Origin of the sequence: Streptomyces sp. NPDC001507, from assembly GCF_042894765.1 — a bacterium.
Lineage (GTDB): Bacteria > Actinomycetota > Actinomycetes > Streptomycetales > Streptomycetaceae > Streptomyces.
The window spans coordinates 1,161,021-1,176,665 of the sequence record NZ_JBIAVV010000001.1 but is presented as its reverse complement, the minus strand read 5'-3'; the positions used below and the strand labels follow the sequence as shown (position 1 = coordinate 1,176,665).

12 protein-coding genes and 1 pseudogene are annotated in these 15,645 nt (G+C 71.4%); 4 read left to right on the top strand and 9 right to left on the bottom strand.

Annotation, left to right across the window (positions count from 1 at the left end; translation table 11 throughout):
• Positions 1 to 82 precede the first annotated feature (82 nt).
• The gene (locus tag ACFY0K_RS05225; protein ID WP_390638669.1) at positions 83 to 1,510 is read left to right on the top strand and encodes an RICIN domain-containing protein; all 1,428 of its coding nucleotides are present in this window, start codon (positions 83 to 85) and stop codon (positions 1,508 to 1,510) included.
• 126 nt (positions 1,511 to 1,636) lie between these two features.
• Here the strand turns inward: ACFY0K_RS05225 and ACFY0K_RS05220 are convergent.
• The 9 genes and pseudogenes from ACFY0K_RS05220 to ACFY0K_RS05180 all read right to left on the bottom strand — a co-directional run.
• Positions 1,637 to 1,994: pseudogene (locus tag ACFY0K_RS05220) on the bottom strand (N-acetyltransferase); the annotation flags it as partial.
• A gap of 40 nt (positions 1,995 to 2,034) precedes the next feature.
• Positions 2,035 to 2,859: a hypothetical protein gene (locus ACFY0K_RS05215; RefSeq protein WP_390638668.1), complete on the bottom strand. Its 825-nt coding sequence runs from the start codon at positions 2,857 to 2,859 to the stop codon at positions 2,035 to 2,037.
• Between the two features lie 141 nt (positions 2,860 to 3,000).
• On the bottom strand, positions 3,001 to 3,645 hold the full coding sequence (locus ACFY0K_RS05210; protein WP_390638667.1) for a DUF6882 domain-containing protein: 645 nt from the start codon (positions 3,643 to 3,645) through the stop codon (positions 3,001 to 3,003).
• Positions 3,646 to 3,700: 55 nt separating this feature from the next.
• Positions 3,701 to 4,426, bottom strand: coding sequence for a transporter substrate-binding domain-containing protein (locus tag ACFY0K_RS05205; protein ID WP_390638666.1), 726 nt, complete (start codon positions 4,424 to 4,426; stop codon positions 3,701 to 3,703).
• 182 nt (positions 4,427 to 4,608) lie between these two features.
• Entirely contained in the window at positions 4,609 to 5,556 is a 948-nt protein-coding gene (locus ACFY0K_RS05200) for an ROK family protein (RefSeq protein ID WP_390638853.1), read from the bottom strand.
• Positions 5,557 to 5,597: 41 nt separating this feature from the next.
• Positions 5,598 to 7,376 (bottom strand): dipeptide ABC transporter ATP-binding protein, encoded by a 1,779-nt coding sequence (locus ACFY0K_RS05195; protein WP_390638665.1) that lies wholly within the window; start codon positions 7,374 to 7,376, stop codon positions 5,598 to 5,600.
• Positions 7,373 to 8,272, bottom strand: a complete 900-nt coding sequence (locus tag ACFY0K_RS05190; RefSeq protein WP_390638664.1) for an ABC transporter permease — start codon at positions 8,270 to 8,272, stop codon at positions 7,373 to 7,375. Before ACFY0K_RS05190 ends, ACFY0K_RS05195 begins: the two co-directional genes overlap by 4 nt.
• Positions 8,269 to 9,228, bottom strand: a complete 960-nt coding sequence (locus ACFY0K_RS05185) for an ABC transporter permease (protein ID WP_390638663.1) — start codon at positions 9,226 to 9,228, stop codon at positions 8,269 to 8,271. Before ACFY0K_RS05185 ends, ACFY0K_RS05190 begins: the two co-directional genes overlap by 4 nt.
• A gap of 157 nt (positions 9,229 to 9,385) precedes the next feature.
• Positions 9,386 to 11,200 carry a peptide ABC transporter substrate-binding protein gene (locus ACFY0K_RS05180; RefSeq protein WP_390638662.1) on the bottom strand — a complete coding sequence of 605 codons (1,815 nt, stop codon included), beginning with the start codon at positions 11,198 to 11,200 and terminating at the stop codon, positions 9,386 to 9,388.
• A 318-nt stretch (positions 11,201 to 11,518) separates the two neighbouring features.
• Here ACFY0K_RS05180 and ACFY0K_RS05175 point away from each other — a divergent pair, with 318 nt between their 5' ends.
• The 3 genes from ACFY0K_RS05175 (at position 11,519) to ACFY0K_RS05165 (ending at position 15,136) form a co-directional block, all read left to right on the top strand.
• Positions 11,519 to 12,760: an ROK family protein gene (locus ACFY0K_RS05175; protein WP_390638661.1), complete on the top strand. Its 1,242-nt coding sequence runs from the start codon at positions 11,519 to 11,521 to the stop codon at positions 12,758 to 12,760.
• Positions 12,761 to 12,839: 79 nt separating this feature from the next.
• Positions 12,840 to 14,363, top strand: a complete 1,524-nt coding sequence (locus tag ACFY0K_RS05170; RefSeq protein ID WP_390638660.1) for a M81 family metallopeptidase — start codon at positions 12,840 to 12,842, stop codon at positions 14,361 to 14,363.
• Between the two features lie 11 nt (positions 14,364 to 14,374).
• Positions 14,375 to 15,136, top strand: coding sequence for a copper homeostasis protein CutC (locus tag ACFY0K_RS05165; RefSeq protein WP_390638659.1), 762 nt, complete (start codon positions 14,375 to 14,377; stop codon positions 15,134 to 15,136).
• Positions 15,137 to 15,645: the final 509 nt, after the last annotated feature.

Below are 15,645 nucleotides of genomic sequence, written 5' to 3'. Positions count from 1 at the left end.
CCACTCTTCACCTTCAGCTCCCGAATGCTCCACCACGACACCCCCCACTCGCGCTTGTTGCGTCCATGACAGGAGCCGTCCTGTGAACAGATCCGCCGCCAGAGCCCTCACGGCCGTTCCCGCGCTCCTCGCGACGGCTGCCACCGTCCTCGTCGCCGCCGGCGGTTCCGCGAGCGCCGCGACCAATCCCGGCCCCGGCTTCCCCGCCCACTACGCCGCGCCGTACGTCGAGACGTGGAACTCGCCCTCGGCCATGACCAACGCCCGCAACGCCACCGGCCTGAAGTACTTCACTCTCGCCTTCGTCATCGACGGCGGCGGCTGTAACGCCATGTTCAACGGCGACACGCCCGTCACCGACGCCGGCTGGACGTCGGCGATCAACTCCCTGCGCGCCGCGGGCGGCGACGTCATCGCCTCCTTCGGCGGTGCCTCCGGCACCGAGGAGGCCCAGGCCTGTACCACCGTGGCCTCGCTCAAGGCCCAGTACAAGAAGGTCATCGACACCCTCAACCTCACCCGGGTCGACTTCGACATCGAGGGCAGCGCGATCGCCGACACCGCCGCCAACGACCGCCGGAACAAGGCCCTCGCCCAGCTCCAGCAGGAGTACGCCGCCGCCGGGCGCAAGCTGGACGTCCAGTACACCCTGCCGTCCATGCCGAACGGTCTCGACGGCAACGGCACGAAGCTGCTGTCGAACGCCAAGAGCAACGGGCTCACCGTCAATCTCGTCAACATCATGACGATGGACTACTACGACGGCACCCGCGACATGGGCAAGGCGGCCACCGACGCCGCCACCGCCCTGCGCAGCCAGCTCGGCTCCATCTGGCCGGAGAAGTCCGACGCCCAGCTGTGGGCGATGGAGGGCAACACCCCGATGATCGGGGTCAACGACGACACCAGCGAGATCTTCACCACCGGCAACGCGACCACACTGACCAACTTCGCCAAGTCCAAGGGCATCCAGGAGCTCGCCTTCTGGGCGCTCGGCCGTGACAAGGCGTGCGCCACCAACGGCCAGCTCTCCGACTCCTGCAGCGGCACCCCGCAGAGTGCCTGGCAGTTCTCCAGCACCTTCAACACCGTGACCGGCGGTACGACCACCCCGCCGCCCGCCGGCTCCACCGGCCAGATCACCGGCCTCGGCGGCAAGTGCGTGGACGTCGCGGGGGCGAACAGCGCCAACGGCACCGCCGTTCAGATGTATGACTGCAACGGCACCACGGCCCAGCAGTGGACCGTAGGGTCCGACAACACTGTCCGCAGTCTCGGCAAGTGCATGGATCTCACCGCCGCCGGCACCGCCAACGGCACGAAGGTCCAGTTGTACGACTGCAACGGCACCGGTGCCCAGATCTGGCAGCAGGGCAGCGGCAACACCCTGGTGAACCCGGCGTCGGGCAAGTGCCTCGATGTCACGGACAAGTCGACGGCCAACGGAGCCCGGCTGCAGATCTGGACCTGCGCCGGCGGCACCAACCAGCAGTTCCACCTGCCGGCCTGACACCGCAGAAGGCCCGCCGCGGCCCGGCGACGAGAACGCACCGGGCCGCGGCCGACGGGTGAGGACCGGCCGGTGAACCGCACCGTGTGCGGCGGTGCCGAACGACCTGATCGACCCGCCAAACGCCCGCCCCCTCGTGGCGACACGACGCTCCGCCGCACCGAGCAGGGCCCGCCCCCGTCCCGGGCTGGGCGGTGCTGCGGTCCACCATCAGCCGGTGCACCTAGCCGGCCACCGGTGGCTGTGGCCCCTACGCGTCCTCGTCGTCCCACCACAGCTCCCGAGCCCCGGCCACGCGGCCGTCGGCCTCAGCGAACCAGATCTCACCACCCGCCATGACCCTGCGGAAGCGGGCCACGCCGAGCTCGCCGGGCCGCCACTGACCGGTGGTGCCCCGGGCGAGCATCCAGCGGGCGGCGGCGCGCAGTCGAACGAGAGTGGCAAGGTCCGTCTCCTCGGCGCGACGGGTGCGCAGATCGTTCACGCCGGGATCCTCACACAGGCCAGGATGGACGCCCCGCCCTTCAGCGGAGGGTCGGTCGCAATCGTTCGATGCGGTCCAGGTCGCCGCTGAGCAGGTCGCGGTGGCTGATGGTGAAGTCTCCGTTGGGCAGGGTCTGCTCTCGTCCGAAGCGCCGGCCCAGGACGGTGGCGGGCAGGAAAGCCCGCAGGTGGTGGCGCATGTCCCTGGGGTACGTGACGGGTGCGCCCCAGTCAGAGGGGGCCTGGTCGGTGGAGAGCAGGACCCAGTGGTCGGCGGGTACGCCGGCGTCGAGGTCCGGCGCCGCTCCGGTGTGGCTGTCCAGGGCCGGCACGGTCAACCGGTCGGGGTCGAGGGGCGGGTACCAAAGCAGCAAGGGTCTGGCACGTTGCGCGTCGGCGTTGTCGAAGCAGCACACGGCGATGGTGTGGTCGGGGAAGAGGTCGGTGTAGAAGCGCAACAGGTCTGGGCCGAGGTCGGGGCGCCGGTGTGGCGGCACCTCTCCGAGCGCGGCGGCGATCGCGGTGGGCTCTGCGGCGAGGAGCACCGTGTAGACGTCATGGTCGAAGACCTGGACGGTCTGGGGCTCCGCATCCATCCATGCGATGCCGTCAGCTGCCGCTGCGGCGGATTCGACAGCGGTGACCATGCGGTGCAGGACATCGCCGTTGCGTCCGGCGGAGAGGAACTGCCGGGGGGTGAGCTGCCTGGTGGGCAGGTGCAGCAGCAGGGCGTTCGGGCCGTCCGCCAGGTTGGCGGCGGTGTTCTGGTAGCCCAGGACGTGGATGAGGCCGTGCTCGGGGTGGTGCTGCCGCCCGCAGTACACGATCGTGCCGGAGAACGCGGCTTCAGCTGTTGATACGCACACGGGGGCACGGTATCGCCCCGGTCCGGTGGGCACCGAGGGAGATCCGGCCCGCCGAGGACCGCTACCGCCGATGGACGGCCCTGATGCGGAGCCTGGATGCCGGGCCGGCCAGGCGCTGCGTGCTCACTGAGCTCGGGACGCTCACTGATCATCACCAGCCGTCAGGTCGTCAGGAATGGTTCTGGCCACCGGCCGAACAAGCTCCAGTGTCCGGCCAGGGACCGGAGCGCCGGCCCGGCGCTGGCCGACGTTGATGTTGAAGGTGGAGACGCTGCCGTCCGCGCTCGTCAGGGTGACCGGTCCGAAGGTGATGATCACGTAGGAGGAGTTGCCGCCGGGACCCCGGTAATAACCGGTCGCCCCGGTGATCCGGAAAGCCAGGGCGGCAAGCGTCGAAGCCGTCTGCTCGTCGGCGTCGATCTTGGGTTGAGCCAGCCCGGGATGCCCGTTGGCCTCCGCCCAGTCGCAGAAGCTGCGGGAGTCGCGGCTCATGTGGGGAAGGAGGCTCTGGTTGGCCCAGGCCCACAGCCATGAACCCGCTCTTGGAGCGAAGCTGCCGAGGATCTGAGCCGACGCCGTCGCCGTCTTGTCGGGGAAGGTCCAGGTGATGATGCCGGTCGTCTGGTCCAGATCCCAGCGGTCCGCCGAGCCCAGGCCCCAGGACATGTGAGCCCGGCCCACCTGCTCGATCATGTCTTCGCCCTGCAGCAGAAGCACGCTCAGGTCGGGCCCCTCCCCTGCCCGACCAGCAGTGTCCGCCTTGTTGGACCGCTTGAACATTCCCATGCCCGCGGAGTCTGCCAGACACCTCCGACGGGTCGGCGACGGCCCCGCGGCGACGCTACGCCGGCGGCGCAACGAGCGTGCGGGACTGGTGCGAGCGGCCAAGGGCGTCGGCCACGAACCCCTCCGCCTTCAGTTCCTCGACCAGCGTGCGCAGGAAACGTACGGTCTCGGGGTCGGACTTCCGCGGAACCCCGACGGCCTGTCGGATCTCCATGAAGCGGTCCTCGATCAGCCGGACCTGATCTGCGTGTTCTGCGACGAAAGCAGACATCGGCTGCCGGATGCCCGCTGCGGCCTCCAGCCCCTGCCCAAGGAAGACGTCCACGCCCTCGTCGCCCCGTACCACGGTTGCACGCTGAAGCGTACGGCTGAGATAGAGGTCGTACGCGGAGCCCTGTTTGACGCCGACGCGGACGCCCGGCCGGTCGATGTCGGCGGCGGACCGGAGATCCGATTCCACGGGCACTGCGTACACGCCCTCGATCACTACGTACGGGGTGGTGAAGGCGACCTCTGCCTCCCGAGCCGGTTCGACCGCGAGGAAGCAGAGATCCGCTCGGCCCGATGTCATGGCTGCGAACGACTTTCGCGCGGCGTCGAAGCAGACGAGTTCCACCGGCACTGCCAGACGCCGGCCGATCTCACGGGCGATGTCCACCGTGACGCCGGCGGGGTGTGCGGGGGTGCCCTGGGCGAGGACGGGGTTGCCCAGGTTGATCGAAACCCTCAGCACACCTGTCGAAGCGAGGTCTTCAACAACGTTTGCAGCAACGGTCCCCATGGGGGTGGAGTATAGGACGGCCGCAGGCGCCCGGCGCAGCTGCCTCGGCCGTCGTCCGTGCCTCGTCGGGCACCGTCCGCCGGGCCCGGACGAGCTGTCCGGGCAGCTCGTCCTCCCAGCCGGTCGCCGGGTCCGGTCCGACCTCCACGAGCGAACGGCTCGCCGATCCGTTCGCTCCCTCGCTACACCGTGGTCGTCTCGGGCTTCGTGGCCAGTTCGCCTCGTACGCGGGCGGCGGCGCCGACCGGGACGGCGTCGGAGGCCAGCGCGGCCCGGACCAGGCGTACGGGGTGACCGCTGACCGGCGGGTCGGCGGCGAGCGCGGACTGGATGAACGGTTCCAGCAGGGGCCAGGCCCGGCTGACGCCGCCCCCGACGACCGCCGTCGTGATGTCGGCGACGCCCGCCGTGATCACGATCGCGCGGGCGATGCCCGCCCCGGCGGCGCGGTACACCGCGCGGGCGTCCTCGTCGCCGCCCGCCGCGGCCTCGGCCACCTCGCGCGCGGTCCGCCGCAGACCGGTGCGGTCGGCGTAACGGGCCGCGATGGAGCGGCCGGAGGCCAGCGTCTCCAGGTGGCCGCGCCCGCCGCACGAGCAGGGCAGGTCTCCGAAGCCGGGGATGTGCCCGATCTCGCCGGCCGCGCCGTGCGGGCCGGCGTACAGGGCGCCGTTGGTCCACAGGGCGCCGCCGACGCCGGTCCCCAGGGTCATGCCGAGCACGTCGGTCTCGCCGTGCACCGCCCCGCCGTGCACCTCTCCGTACAGGAAGGCGTTGACGTCGTTGTCCAGGTAGGCGGGCACACCGAGGGCTTCCTCGACGGCGGCGGTGACGGCGAAGCCCGCCCAGCCGTGGAAGGAGTCGCTGGCGACCAGGATGCGGCCGCTGGCGGAGTCCACCACCCCGGCGGCGCCGATTCCCACGCCCACCAGACGGCCCGGCGTACGGGCCAGCAGCGGGGCGAGGGTGTCGAGCGCGGTGCCGATCATGGCCTCGCCGCCCTCCCGCGCCGGGGTGGCCGTCTCCGCCCGGTCGAGGACCGTCAGGTCGTCCGAACAGAGCACCACCTGGGTGGTGGTGCCGCCGATGTCGATGCCGGCGAACAGCGGCCGGAGGGGTGGGGTGTGCATCGCGAGGTCCTGCGGGGTGTGGGGGGAGAGCAGGGGTCCGGTCACGCCTGGGCCTCCGTACGGCCGGCCGCGAGGGCGGCCAGCCGCTCGGCCCTGCGGCCCCGCTGCACCACGGGGTCGGGTACCGGCACGGCGGCCAGCAGGCGGCGGGTGTAGTCGGTCTCCGGATGCAGCAGGGTCGTCCCGGTGGTGCCCTGCTCCTCGATCCGGCCGGCGCGCATGACGACGACGTGCTGGGCGAAGTGCTGCACGACGGCGAGGTCGTGGGAGACGAAGAGGCAGGCGAAGCCCAGTTCTCGCTGGAGTTCGGTGATCACCGCCAGGACCGCTTCCTGCACGCTCACGTCGAGCGCGCTGGTGGGTTCGTCCGCGACCAGCAGCCGGGGTTCGAGCACCAGGGCGCGGGCCAGGCTGACCCGCTGGCGCTGTCCGCCGGAGAGTTCGCGGGGTGCGCGGCGGGCGACCTCGCGGGGCAGCCGTACCTGGTCGAGGACGTCGGCGATCCTGGCCTGGCGGTCCTTGGCGGTGAGGTCGCGGCGGTGGATCCGCAGCGGTTCGGCGATGCACTCGCCGATGGTCATCCGGGCGTCGAGGGAGGCCACCGGGTCCTGGAGGACGACACCGATGCCGGCCCGCAGCGCGCGACGGGCCCGGGCGCGGGTGCGGCCCAGGTCGGTGCCGAACAGGGAGACGGTTCCGGAGGTGGGCGCGACCAGGCCGAGCGCGACCCGGGCGGCGGTCGACTTGCCCGAGCCGGACTCGCCGACCAGGCCGAGGGTCTGTCCCTGGCCGACCCGGAAGGACACTCCGTCGAGGGCGTGCACGGCGGCCTTGCCGCGGCCGAACACCACGCTGATGTCACGCAGTTCGACGACGGATTCGCCGGACTCGGTTGATGCGTCCGCCGGTTCGGCTTCCGGACCGCGCACGGCGACCGGCTCGGACACCGGGTGGGCGCCCGTCTCGGCGCCCGTTTCGGCGCCCGGCTCCGCGACCGACAGCCGCGGTACGGCGGCCAGCAGCCGCCGGGTGTAGTCGTGGGCGGGCCGCAGCAGGACGTCCTCGACCGCCCCGCTCTCCACGATCTCCCCCTGGTACATGACGGCGACCCGGTCCGCGAAGTCCGCGACGACGCCCATGTTGTGGGTGACGAGCAGCACGCCCGTGCCGGTCTCGGCGGCGAGCCGGCGCAGCAGGTCGAGGATCTCGGCCTGCACGGTCACGTCGAGGGCGGTGGTCGGCTCGTCCGCGATGAGCAGTCTGGGTTCGTTGGCGATGGCCATGGCGATGACGACGCGCTGCCGCTGTCCGCCGGAGAGCTGGAACGGGTAGGCGCGAGCCCGCCGCTCCGGCTCCGGGATGCCGACCCTGCGCAGCAGGTCGACGGCTTCGGCGGCCGCGTCCTTGGCGCTCACCTCGCGGTGGTTGCGGATCACTTCGGCGATCTGCTTCCCGATGCGGGTGAGCGGGTCGAGCGCGGTGGCCGGCTCCTGGAACACCATGGAGGCGGTCTTGCCGCGCAGTGCGGCGAGGCCGTTCTCCGAGGCGCCGACGATCTGGGTGCCGGCGATGACGGCGCTGCCGGTGGCACGGGCGTTCCCGGTGAGCAGGCCCATCGCGGCGAGCGCGATGGTCGACTTGCCGGAGCCGGACTCGCCGACGAGGGCGAGCGTCTCGCCCGGCCGGACCTGGAGGGACACGCCCTGGACCGCGGGCACTTCGCCGGTCTCGGTGGTGAAGACGACGCCCAGGCCGTCGAGTTCGAGGATCGGCTCGGCCGCCGCGGTGCGGGCGGCGGAGCCGTCGGTGGTGGCGGTCATCCGCGTCCCCTCACGTCGAATGCGTCGCGGAGTCCGTCCCCGATCGCGTTGAACGCCCACACCACCAGGATGATGGCCAGGCCGGGCGGCAGGATCAGCCACCAGTAGCCGGAGTAGGCGGCGGTGAGGCCGGCGGAGAGCATGCCGCCCCAGTCGGTCTGCGGTGGCCGCACTCCCATGCCCAGGTAGGAGACGTAGGCGACGAGCAGGATGGCGTCGGCGACCTGGAAGGTGGCGGCGACGATGACGGTGGACACCGAGTTGGGCAGGATGTGCCGCAGGATCGCCCGGGCGTGCGTGCCGCCGATGGCGCGCAGGGTCAGGACGTAGTCCCGGTTCTTCAGGGTCAGGGTCTCGGCCCGGACCAGCCGGGAGGGCACCAGCCAGGACACCAGGCCGAGGATGAGGACGAGTCCGGCGAGGCCCGGTGTGGTGATGGCGGAGACCACCAGCAGGATGAACAGGGCGGGGATCGCGATGCCGGCGTCGACGATCCGCATCATCAGGGCGTCGATCCAGCCGCCCGCGTAGCCTGCGGCGGCGCCCCACAGCGTGCCGATGCAGGTGGCCAGTACGCCCGCGGCGAGGCCGACGATCAGCGAGACCTTGCCGCCGTACATGAGCCGGCCCAGCTCGTCGTGGCCGACGGCGTCGGTGCCGAGCCAGTGGGCGCCGCTGGGGGCGAGGTTGACCTGTTCGAGCACGGTGTGGGTCTGGTCGGTGGAGTACACCAGCGGGCCGACGAAGCAGAACAGGAAGAAGAGGACCACGACGGCGAGTCCGACCACGGCCAGTCTGTTGCGCAGGAAGCGGCGGACGGCCAGGCGGGTGCCGGTGGCCTCGCGCGGGGCGGCGGCCTTCGTCGGGACCGCGTCCGGCTGGATGACGGCGCTCATGCCCGGCCTGCCTTCACTCGGGGGTCGATGATCCGCTGGACGATGTCGGCGAGCAGCGTGCCGGTGACGGTGGCGACGGCGATCACCAGGACGCAGCCCAGCAGGACCGGGTAGTCGGAGGACTGTGCCGCCGTCCAGAACAGCAGCCCCATGCCCGGGTAGTTGAACAGCTGCTCGACAACGAGCGCGCCGCCGAAGAGCACGGGGATGTAGTAGCCGAGCATGGCCACCACGGGGGTCAGCGAGTTGCGGAACACGTGCCGCGCGAGGATGGCGCGGGAGCGGGAGCCGCCCGCCCTGGCCGTGCGGACGTAGTCCTCGGAGAGGTTCTCCAGGGTGGCCGCCCGCATGTAGCGGCTGAACACGGCGATCATGGAGGCCGCGCCCGCGAACACCGGCAGGACCAGGCCCTGCGGGTCGGAGAACACCTGCCCCACGGTCTCCCCCTGCGGGGCCTGCGAGGGGAACCAGGCCAGCTCCTGGCTGAAGACCAGCACCAGGATCAGCCCGAGGAAGTACACGGGCGTGGAGTAGGCGATGAAGCTGAGCGTGGTGATGACGTAGTCCGTGGCCTTGTTGCGGCGCACGGCCTGCCACATGCCCAGCGGGATCGCGAGGACGAGGCCCACGAGAGCCGACAGCAGGGTCAGCACCAGGGTCTTGGGCAGCCGTTCGCCGATGAGCTGGGAGACCGGCTCGTTGAGGGTGTAGGAGGTCCCGAGGTCACCGTGCAGCAGCCTGCCGAGGTAGTGGAAGTACTGCACGGGCAGGGACTTGTCGAGGCCCTGTTCGTGGTTGAAGCTCGCGATCTGCTGGGCGGTGGCCTGGGGGCCGAGGATCCCGCGCGCGGGGCCTCCGGGGAGCGCGTGCAGCAGGCCGAAGACGACGACGGTCACGATGACGATCACCGCGACGGCCTGGAGGACGCGTCTGATCAGGTACGAGGAAGTGCTCATGTGTTTTCCGGTCGCTTCGTCTCTGTGGCGCGCGGGGGCGTCACCCGGACAGGGGCGTCACCACGACGTGGACGGCGGTGCGGCGCGGGTGCGCGCGGGCTTCGGCCGGCCGGCCGTGGGGCCGGCCGCCGTCGGCCCGCGCGGGCACCGACCGGGCCTACTTGGTCCACTTCCACATGGCGGGGTGGAAGTTGGCGAGCGAGTCCTGGGCGAAGCCGCCGAGGCCGTCGCGGACCACGGAGATCTGGTAGTCGGGCTCCGGCAGCCAGATCACGGGGAGGTCCTTGGCGAGTGCGGCGCTGTAGTTCTGCACCGCCTCGTTCGAGGAGGACGTGGTGGTCTGGGTGATCAGCTTGTCGACGGCGGGGTTGGAGTAGCTGCCGAAGTTGGAGCCGCCGCCGGTGGCGAAGAGCGATTCACCGCTCGGGTAGGCGGGGAAGTACCAGCTGCCCGCGGTGCCGAAGAAGGACAGCTGCCACGAGCAGCTCGACTCGCCGGGCTTGCACTGACCGGCCTGCGACAGCACGGAGTTGACCGGGGCGGTCCTGATGCCGAACTTGATGCCGGTCTTCGCGAACGACGACTGGAGCGCGCTCATCATGTTGTCGGTCACGGTCGAGCCGGACTGGGACAGCACCTGCATCTCGAACTTGGTGCCCTTGTCGACGCCCGCGCCGCACTGGTTCGCACCGGTGCCGGGGGCGTTGCACACCATGGTGCCGCCCTGCTCGGTCCAACCGTGGTCGGTGAGCAGCTTCCTGGCCTTGGTGGTGTCGAAGGGGTACGGGTTGTTCTTCTGGTCGGCCGAGACGAAGGACGACTCCTGGCCCTGCGGGACCGGGCCGTAGGTGGAGACGGCACTGCCGTTGAAGACCACCTTGGAGAGGGTGGTCTGGTCGACCGACATCTGGATGGCCTGGCGGGCGTACAGCTGCTTGAACACCGCTCCCATGGCGGGGTTGTTGAAGTTGTACGGCATGTAGGTGATCGCCCAGCCGCTCCACGGCTTCACCAAGTAGCCCTTGGCCTTGAAGGAGGCTTCCTGGTTCAGGTCGGAGGCGTTGATGTAGCCGTAGTCGACGGTGCCGGCGCGCAGGGCGTTCTCCTCGGCCTCGGTGGTGGTGAACGGCAGCAGGTTGACGTTCTTGATGTTGGCCTTGCCGCCGCCGTCGTACTTGGCGTTGGCGGTGAGTTCGACCCTGCCCGCGGTGGAGAACGACGTGATGGTGTACGGGCCGCTGACCGTCTTCCACAGTGGGTCGGTCGCGTAGCCGGACATCTTCTTGGCGGCGTTGTTGAGGTACGTCCAGACCTGCTTGGCGCCGGCGGCGGTGCGGTCGAGGTCGGAGACGGCGCCCGAGTCGCTGGTCTTGTCCCAGGCGTGCTGCGGGATCGTGCGGATCATGCTCAGCTCGTTGGCGAGCATCCACTGCTGGTTGTAGGCCTTGTCGAAGGTGATCGTGAAGTGCGTGTCGTCGACCGTCTTGAAGGACGTCCAGTTGTCCGGGGCCTTGCCCGGGCTGTAGCTGGCCCAGTCGGCCTTGTTCGCCTTGACGAGGTTGAACCAGAACTCGACGTCGCGCGAGGTGATCGGCTTGCCGTCGCTCCAGTGGCGCTGCCCGAGGGTGATCGTCACGCTCTTGCCGTCGGCGGCGAACTGCGCGTCGGTGGCGAGCGAGTTGTCCTTGTTCCAGCCGACCTTGCCGGCGGAGCCGTCGTACGCGATCAGCGGCTCCCAGACGGCCTGGGAGATGGAGGAGTTGTTGGTGTTGAGGTGCGCGGCGGTGCCGATCGGGAGGATCCAGTTCGGCGTGAAGTTCGCCGGGAGCGCGTAGTTGATCGTGTCCGACGACGCCGGGCCTGACGACGAGGTGCCGCCGCCCGAACAGCCGGTGACCAGCGCGCCGGTGAGGACGGCGGCACCCGCGACGAGGGCCCAGCGGCGGCCGGCGGCCGTGGGAGCAAGGAACATGGCTCTCCTCAGAGTGGAAGGACCCGCAAACGTCATGGGAGGACCCAAACCGGCGCCGCGGGGTCGGCGCTGCGTATGGCGACAGTCAACGACGGACGTGTCGAACAAACAAACAAGAATGAATAACAACTAAGTTACTGCGATTTCGAAAAAAGCCAGAGCCCGCTATCACGGAGGCAACTGGCGCTGCATTTACGGTGTTTTGCGGGCATTGCCAGTCCATCAGCGCTGGCGGTCGTCTCCCTGGAACCGTTCCCCATGTGCCGGATCGGGCGTACTGTCTCCGGCACACCCATTACTGCGGAAGTTACTTCGTACATGACCGAAATAAGTGCACGGGACCGCAAGAGCAACAAGGGCGTGAACCCGAAGGGCGCCGCCCTCGCCACCCGGGTCCTCGAACTCGTCGCGTCGGGGCAGGCGTCGTCCCGCGCCGAACTCGCGCAGCTCCTCGGCACGGCTCCCTCCACCATCTCCCTCACGGTGGCCGAGCTGGTCGAGCGCGGGCTCATCGCGGAGGAGGGCACCCAGTCCTCGACCGGGGGCCGCCCCCGCAGGGTGCTCAGGGCCGGCAGCGCCGACGAGTACGCCGTGGCCGCGGACGTAGGCGGCCGGCACGCCCGGATCGGTGTCGTGCTGCCGGGCAACGGCGTCCGCGACGTCGCCAACGTGCCCTTCGAGATCGCGGACGGTCCCGAGGCGGCGCTGCCGAGGCTCGCCGAGCACCTGGAGTCCCTCGCCCAGCAGCGGGGGCGCGACCGGCTCCGGGGCGTCGGGCTCTCCCTGCCCGGACCGGTGGACGTGGCCGCCGGGGCCGTCGTCCTGCCGTCCCGGATGCCCGGCTGGAACCGTTTCCCGGTGGCCGCCTGGCTGGAGGAGCGCTTCGGCGTCCCGGCCGTCGTCGACAACGACGCCAACTGCATGGCGGTCGGCGAGCAGAGCGTCCGGCCCGCCGAGCACCGCCGGACGATCACGGTCAAGATCGGTACCGCGATCGGCGCCGGCGTCATCGTCGACGGGAACCTCTACCGGGGCGCGACCGGGGCGGCCGGCGACATCACCCACATCCGGATCGAGAGCGGCGCCGACATCCCCTGCTCCTGCGGCAACACCGGCTGCCTGGAGACCGTGGCGTCCGGCGCCGCGCTCGTCCGCATCCTGCACGAACGCGGGGTGGACGTGGCCAGCACCGAGGACGTGGTCCAACTCGCCACCGACGCCGACCCGGAGGCCACCCGCGCCGTCCGCCGGGCCGGCGACCACCTCGGCCGGGTGCTCGCCGCCAACGTCAACTTCTTCAACCCGGACGCCGTCTACCTCGGCGGCATCCTCTCCACCCTGGAGCCGTTCGTCGCCGCGGTGCGCAGCCAGCTCTACGAGAGCTGCCACCCGCTGGCCACCGAGCACCTCACCATCGAGCGGGCCATCCTCGGTGCCGACGCCGGCCTCGTCGGGGTCGGGCTGTTCGCCCTCCAGCGCGCCCTGGCCCGCGCCCTGGGCGACGCCGGCGGCGACGCCACCAACCGGTTCCACACCGTCGCAGCCCCGAGGAAGGGCTGACCCCGCGCCGAGACGTCCACCCCGCAGCACCGCCCACTCCGCACCACCGCCCCCTCCGCACCACCCCGCACGAGGAGCCATGACGCACACCCGCACCGCCGTCGCCCGTCCCGTCATCGCCATAGCCGGCCTCGGCATCGAGTCCTCGACCTTCTCCCCCGCCCGCACCGAGGCACCCGCCTTCCATCCCGCGCGCGGCGCCGAGGTGTTCGACCGGTACCCCTTCCTCGCGCCGGGCGAGCAACTGCGCGAGGCCGCCGAGTGGCACGGCGCGCTGGTCGGCAAGTCCCTGCCGGGCGGCACCGTCACCGCCGCCGCCTGGACGGCGCTCACCGACGAACTGATCGAGCGCCTCGCCGCACTCCCCCGGCTGGACGGCCTCTGGTACGACATCCACGGCGCCATGACCGTGGAAGGCGTCGACGACGCCGAGGCCGTGCTGCTGGAGCGCATCCGTGCCACCGTCGGCCCGGACGTGACCGTCTCCACCTCGATGGACCTGCACGGCAACGTCTCCCGTGAACTCGCCCACCGCAGCGACCTGATCACCTGCTACCGGATGGCCCCGCACGAGGACCACATGGAGACCAAGGAACGCGCCGTGCGCAACCTGGTCGACCTCCTGGTCTCCGGCGGCCCCCGCCCGGTCAAGGCGTGGGTGCCGGTCCCCGTGCTGCTGGCCGGCGAGCAGACCTCCACCCGGATCGAACCCGCGAGGAGCGTGTACGCGGCCGTCGGCGAGGTCGAGGCCACCGCGGGAGTGACGGACGCGGCGATCTGGGTGGGCTACGCGTGGGCGGACGAACCCCGCAACCGTGCGGTGGTGGTCGTCACCGGCGAGGACACGGCCGCGGTCACCGCCGGCGCCGAACGCCTCGCCCGCGGCTTCTGGGACGCCCGCGACGAGTTCGGCTTCGTCGCCCCGACCGGCACCTACGACGAGCTCCTCGACGAGGCCCTCGCCTCCGACCGGCGGCCGTACTTCATCAGCGACACCGGCGACAACCCGACGGCGGGCGGCGCCGGTGACGTCACCTGGGGGCTGACCCGGCTGCTGGAGCGGCCCGAGTTCCAGAAGGAGGACGGGCCGACCGTCATCTACGCCTCGGTGCCCGGGCCCGCCGCCGTCGAGGCCGCCGTCGCCGCGGGCGTCGGGGCCACGGTCACCGTCACCGCCGGCGCCGAGGTCGACGACCGGCACGCGGGCCCCGTCACCCTGACCGGCGTGGTGCACGCGATACGGCACGGCGACCGGGACGCCGAGACCGAGGTCGTCGTCCGGGTCGGCAGCGTGCACGCGATCCTCACCAGGCTGCGCAAGCCGTACCACCACGAGCACGACTTCACCGACCTCGGCCTCGACCCGCGCTCCGCCGACATCGTGATCGTCAAGATCGGCTACCTGGAGCCCGAGCTGTTCGACATGTCGGTCGGCTGGAAGATGGCCCTCACCCCCGGCGGTGTCGACCAGGATCTGGTGCGCCTCGGCCACCGCCGCATCCGCCGCCCGATGTTCCCCTTCGACCGCGACATGCCTGCGCCGGACCTGACGGCCCGGATCATCCCGGCCTCCGACCTGCCGCTCACCGGGGACGACGAGTGAACGGGGCCGCCGTGCCCGCACTGGAGATCGCCGTCACCTCACCGGCCGGCGCCCGCGTCGCCCTGGACCAGGGAGCCGATCGCGTCGAACTCTGCACCGGTCTGGAACTGGGCGGTCTGACCCCGTCGGCCGCCCTGGTCGAGGCGGTCGCCGCCGTGGGCCTGCCGGTCCAGGTACTGGTCCGGTGCCGGCCGGGCGACTTCGTCTACGACGCCGAGGAGATCGCGCTGATGGCCGCCGAGGTGCGGTCCGTGATCGCCTCCGGTGCCTCCGGTGTGGTGGTGGGCGCGCTCGCCGCCGACGGCACCCTCGACACCGCGGCCGTCACCCGCCTCGCCACGGCGGCCCAGCACGCGGGCCGTCCCGTCGAGGTGACGCTGCACCGCGCGGTCGACGTGTCCGTGGACCCCGTCGCCACGGCGGCGCTGCTGCCCGCGCTTGGGCTCACCCGGGTGCTCAGCTCGGGCGGCGCCGCGGCCGCAGGACAGGGGCTGGAGCGCCTGGCCGCCATGGTCGAGGCCGCGCCCGGTGTGCAGGTGATGGCGGGCGGCGGGGTACGGCCGTCGGACATACCGGCGTTGACGGCCGCCGGGGTGGCCGCCGTCCACCTGTCGGCGAAGCGCCGCGCGGAATCCCGGCGCGGGGCCGCGTGGGTTCCGCTCGGCGCCTCCGGTTCGGCGGCCGACCAGGACACGCACTTCGTCACGGACCCATCGGTGGTCGGCGAGGCCAGGAGGATGCTGGAGACGACGACGGTCTGCCCGTCCCGGTGAACGGCGGTCGGCCCAGACCGCGGTGAGCGGCCCGCAGCGCTCCGGCCCGGGTGGCGGCCTCGGCGATCAGGGCCGGCGGCGACCGGACGGCCGTAGGCCTTCACGGCGAGCCGGCCGTCCGGGGCGGAACCGGACGTTGAGCCGTTGCCCACCCTCGGTGACCGTGGCACTCCGGGCGCGTGCGCGGCAGCAGCCTGGCGCCGCCCGGCAATGAACGTCCAGTTGACCATCGAGGGGGCGGCGGTCCGCGGGGGCTACGCGGCACCGGGTGACCCAGGCCACGTACCCGGGGACGGAGCGCGGTTCCGACCGCCGCGGTCTGGCGGCGGCCGGATCCGATGATTTCCGTGGCCCCGGGTGCACCGGAAAAAGGGGTGCCGGGCGGCTCCGAGGGCACCCTGAGCGCACCCCGGGGACGCTGCCCGACCCCTTGGACACCGCGCGCCCGACGGGCTCCCACGCAACCGCTCCCGGCCTCGCCATCATGCCTCTGACCTGGTGTTTCCTCG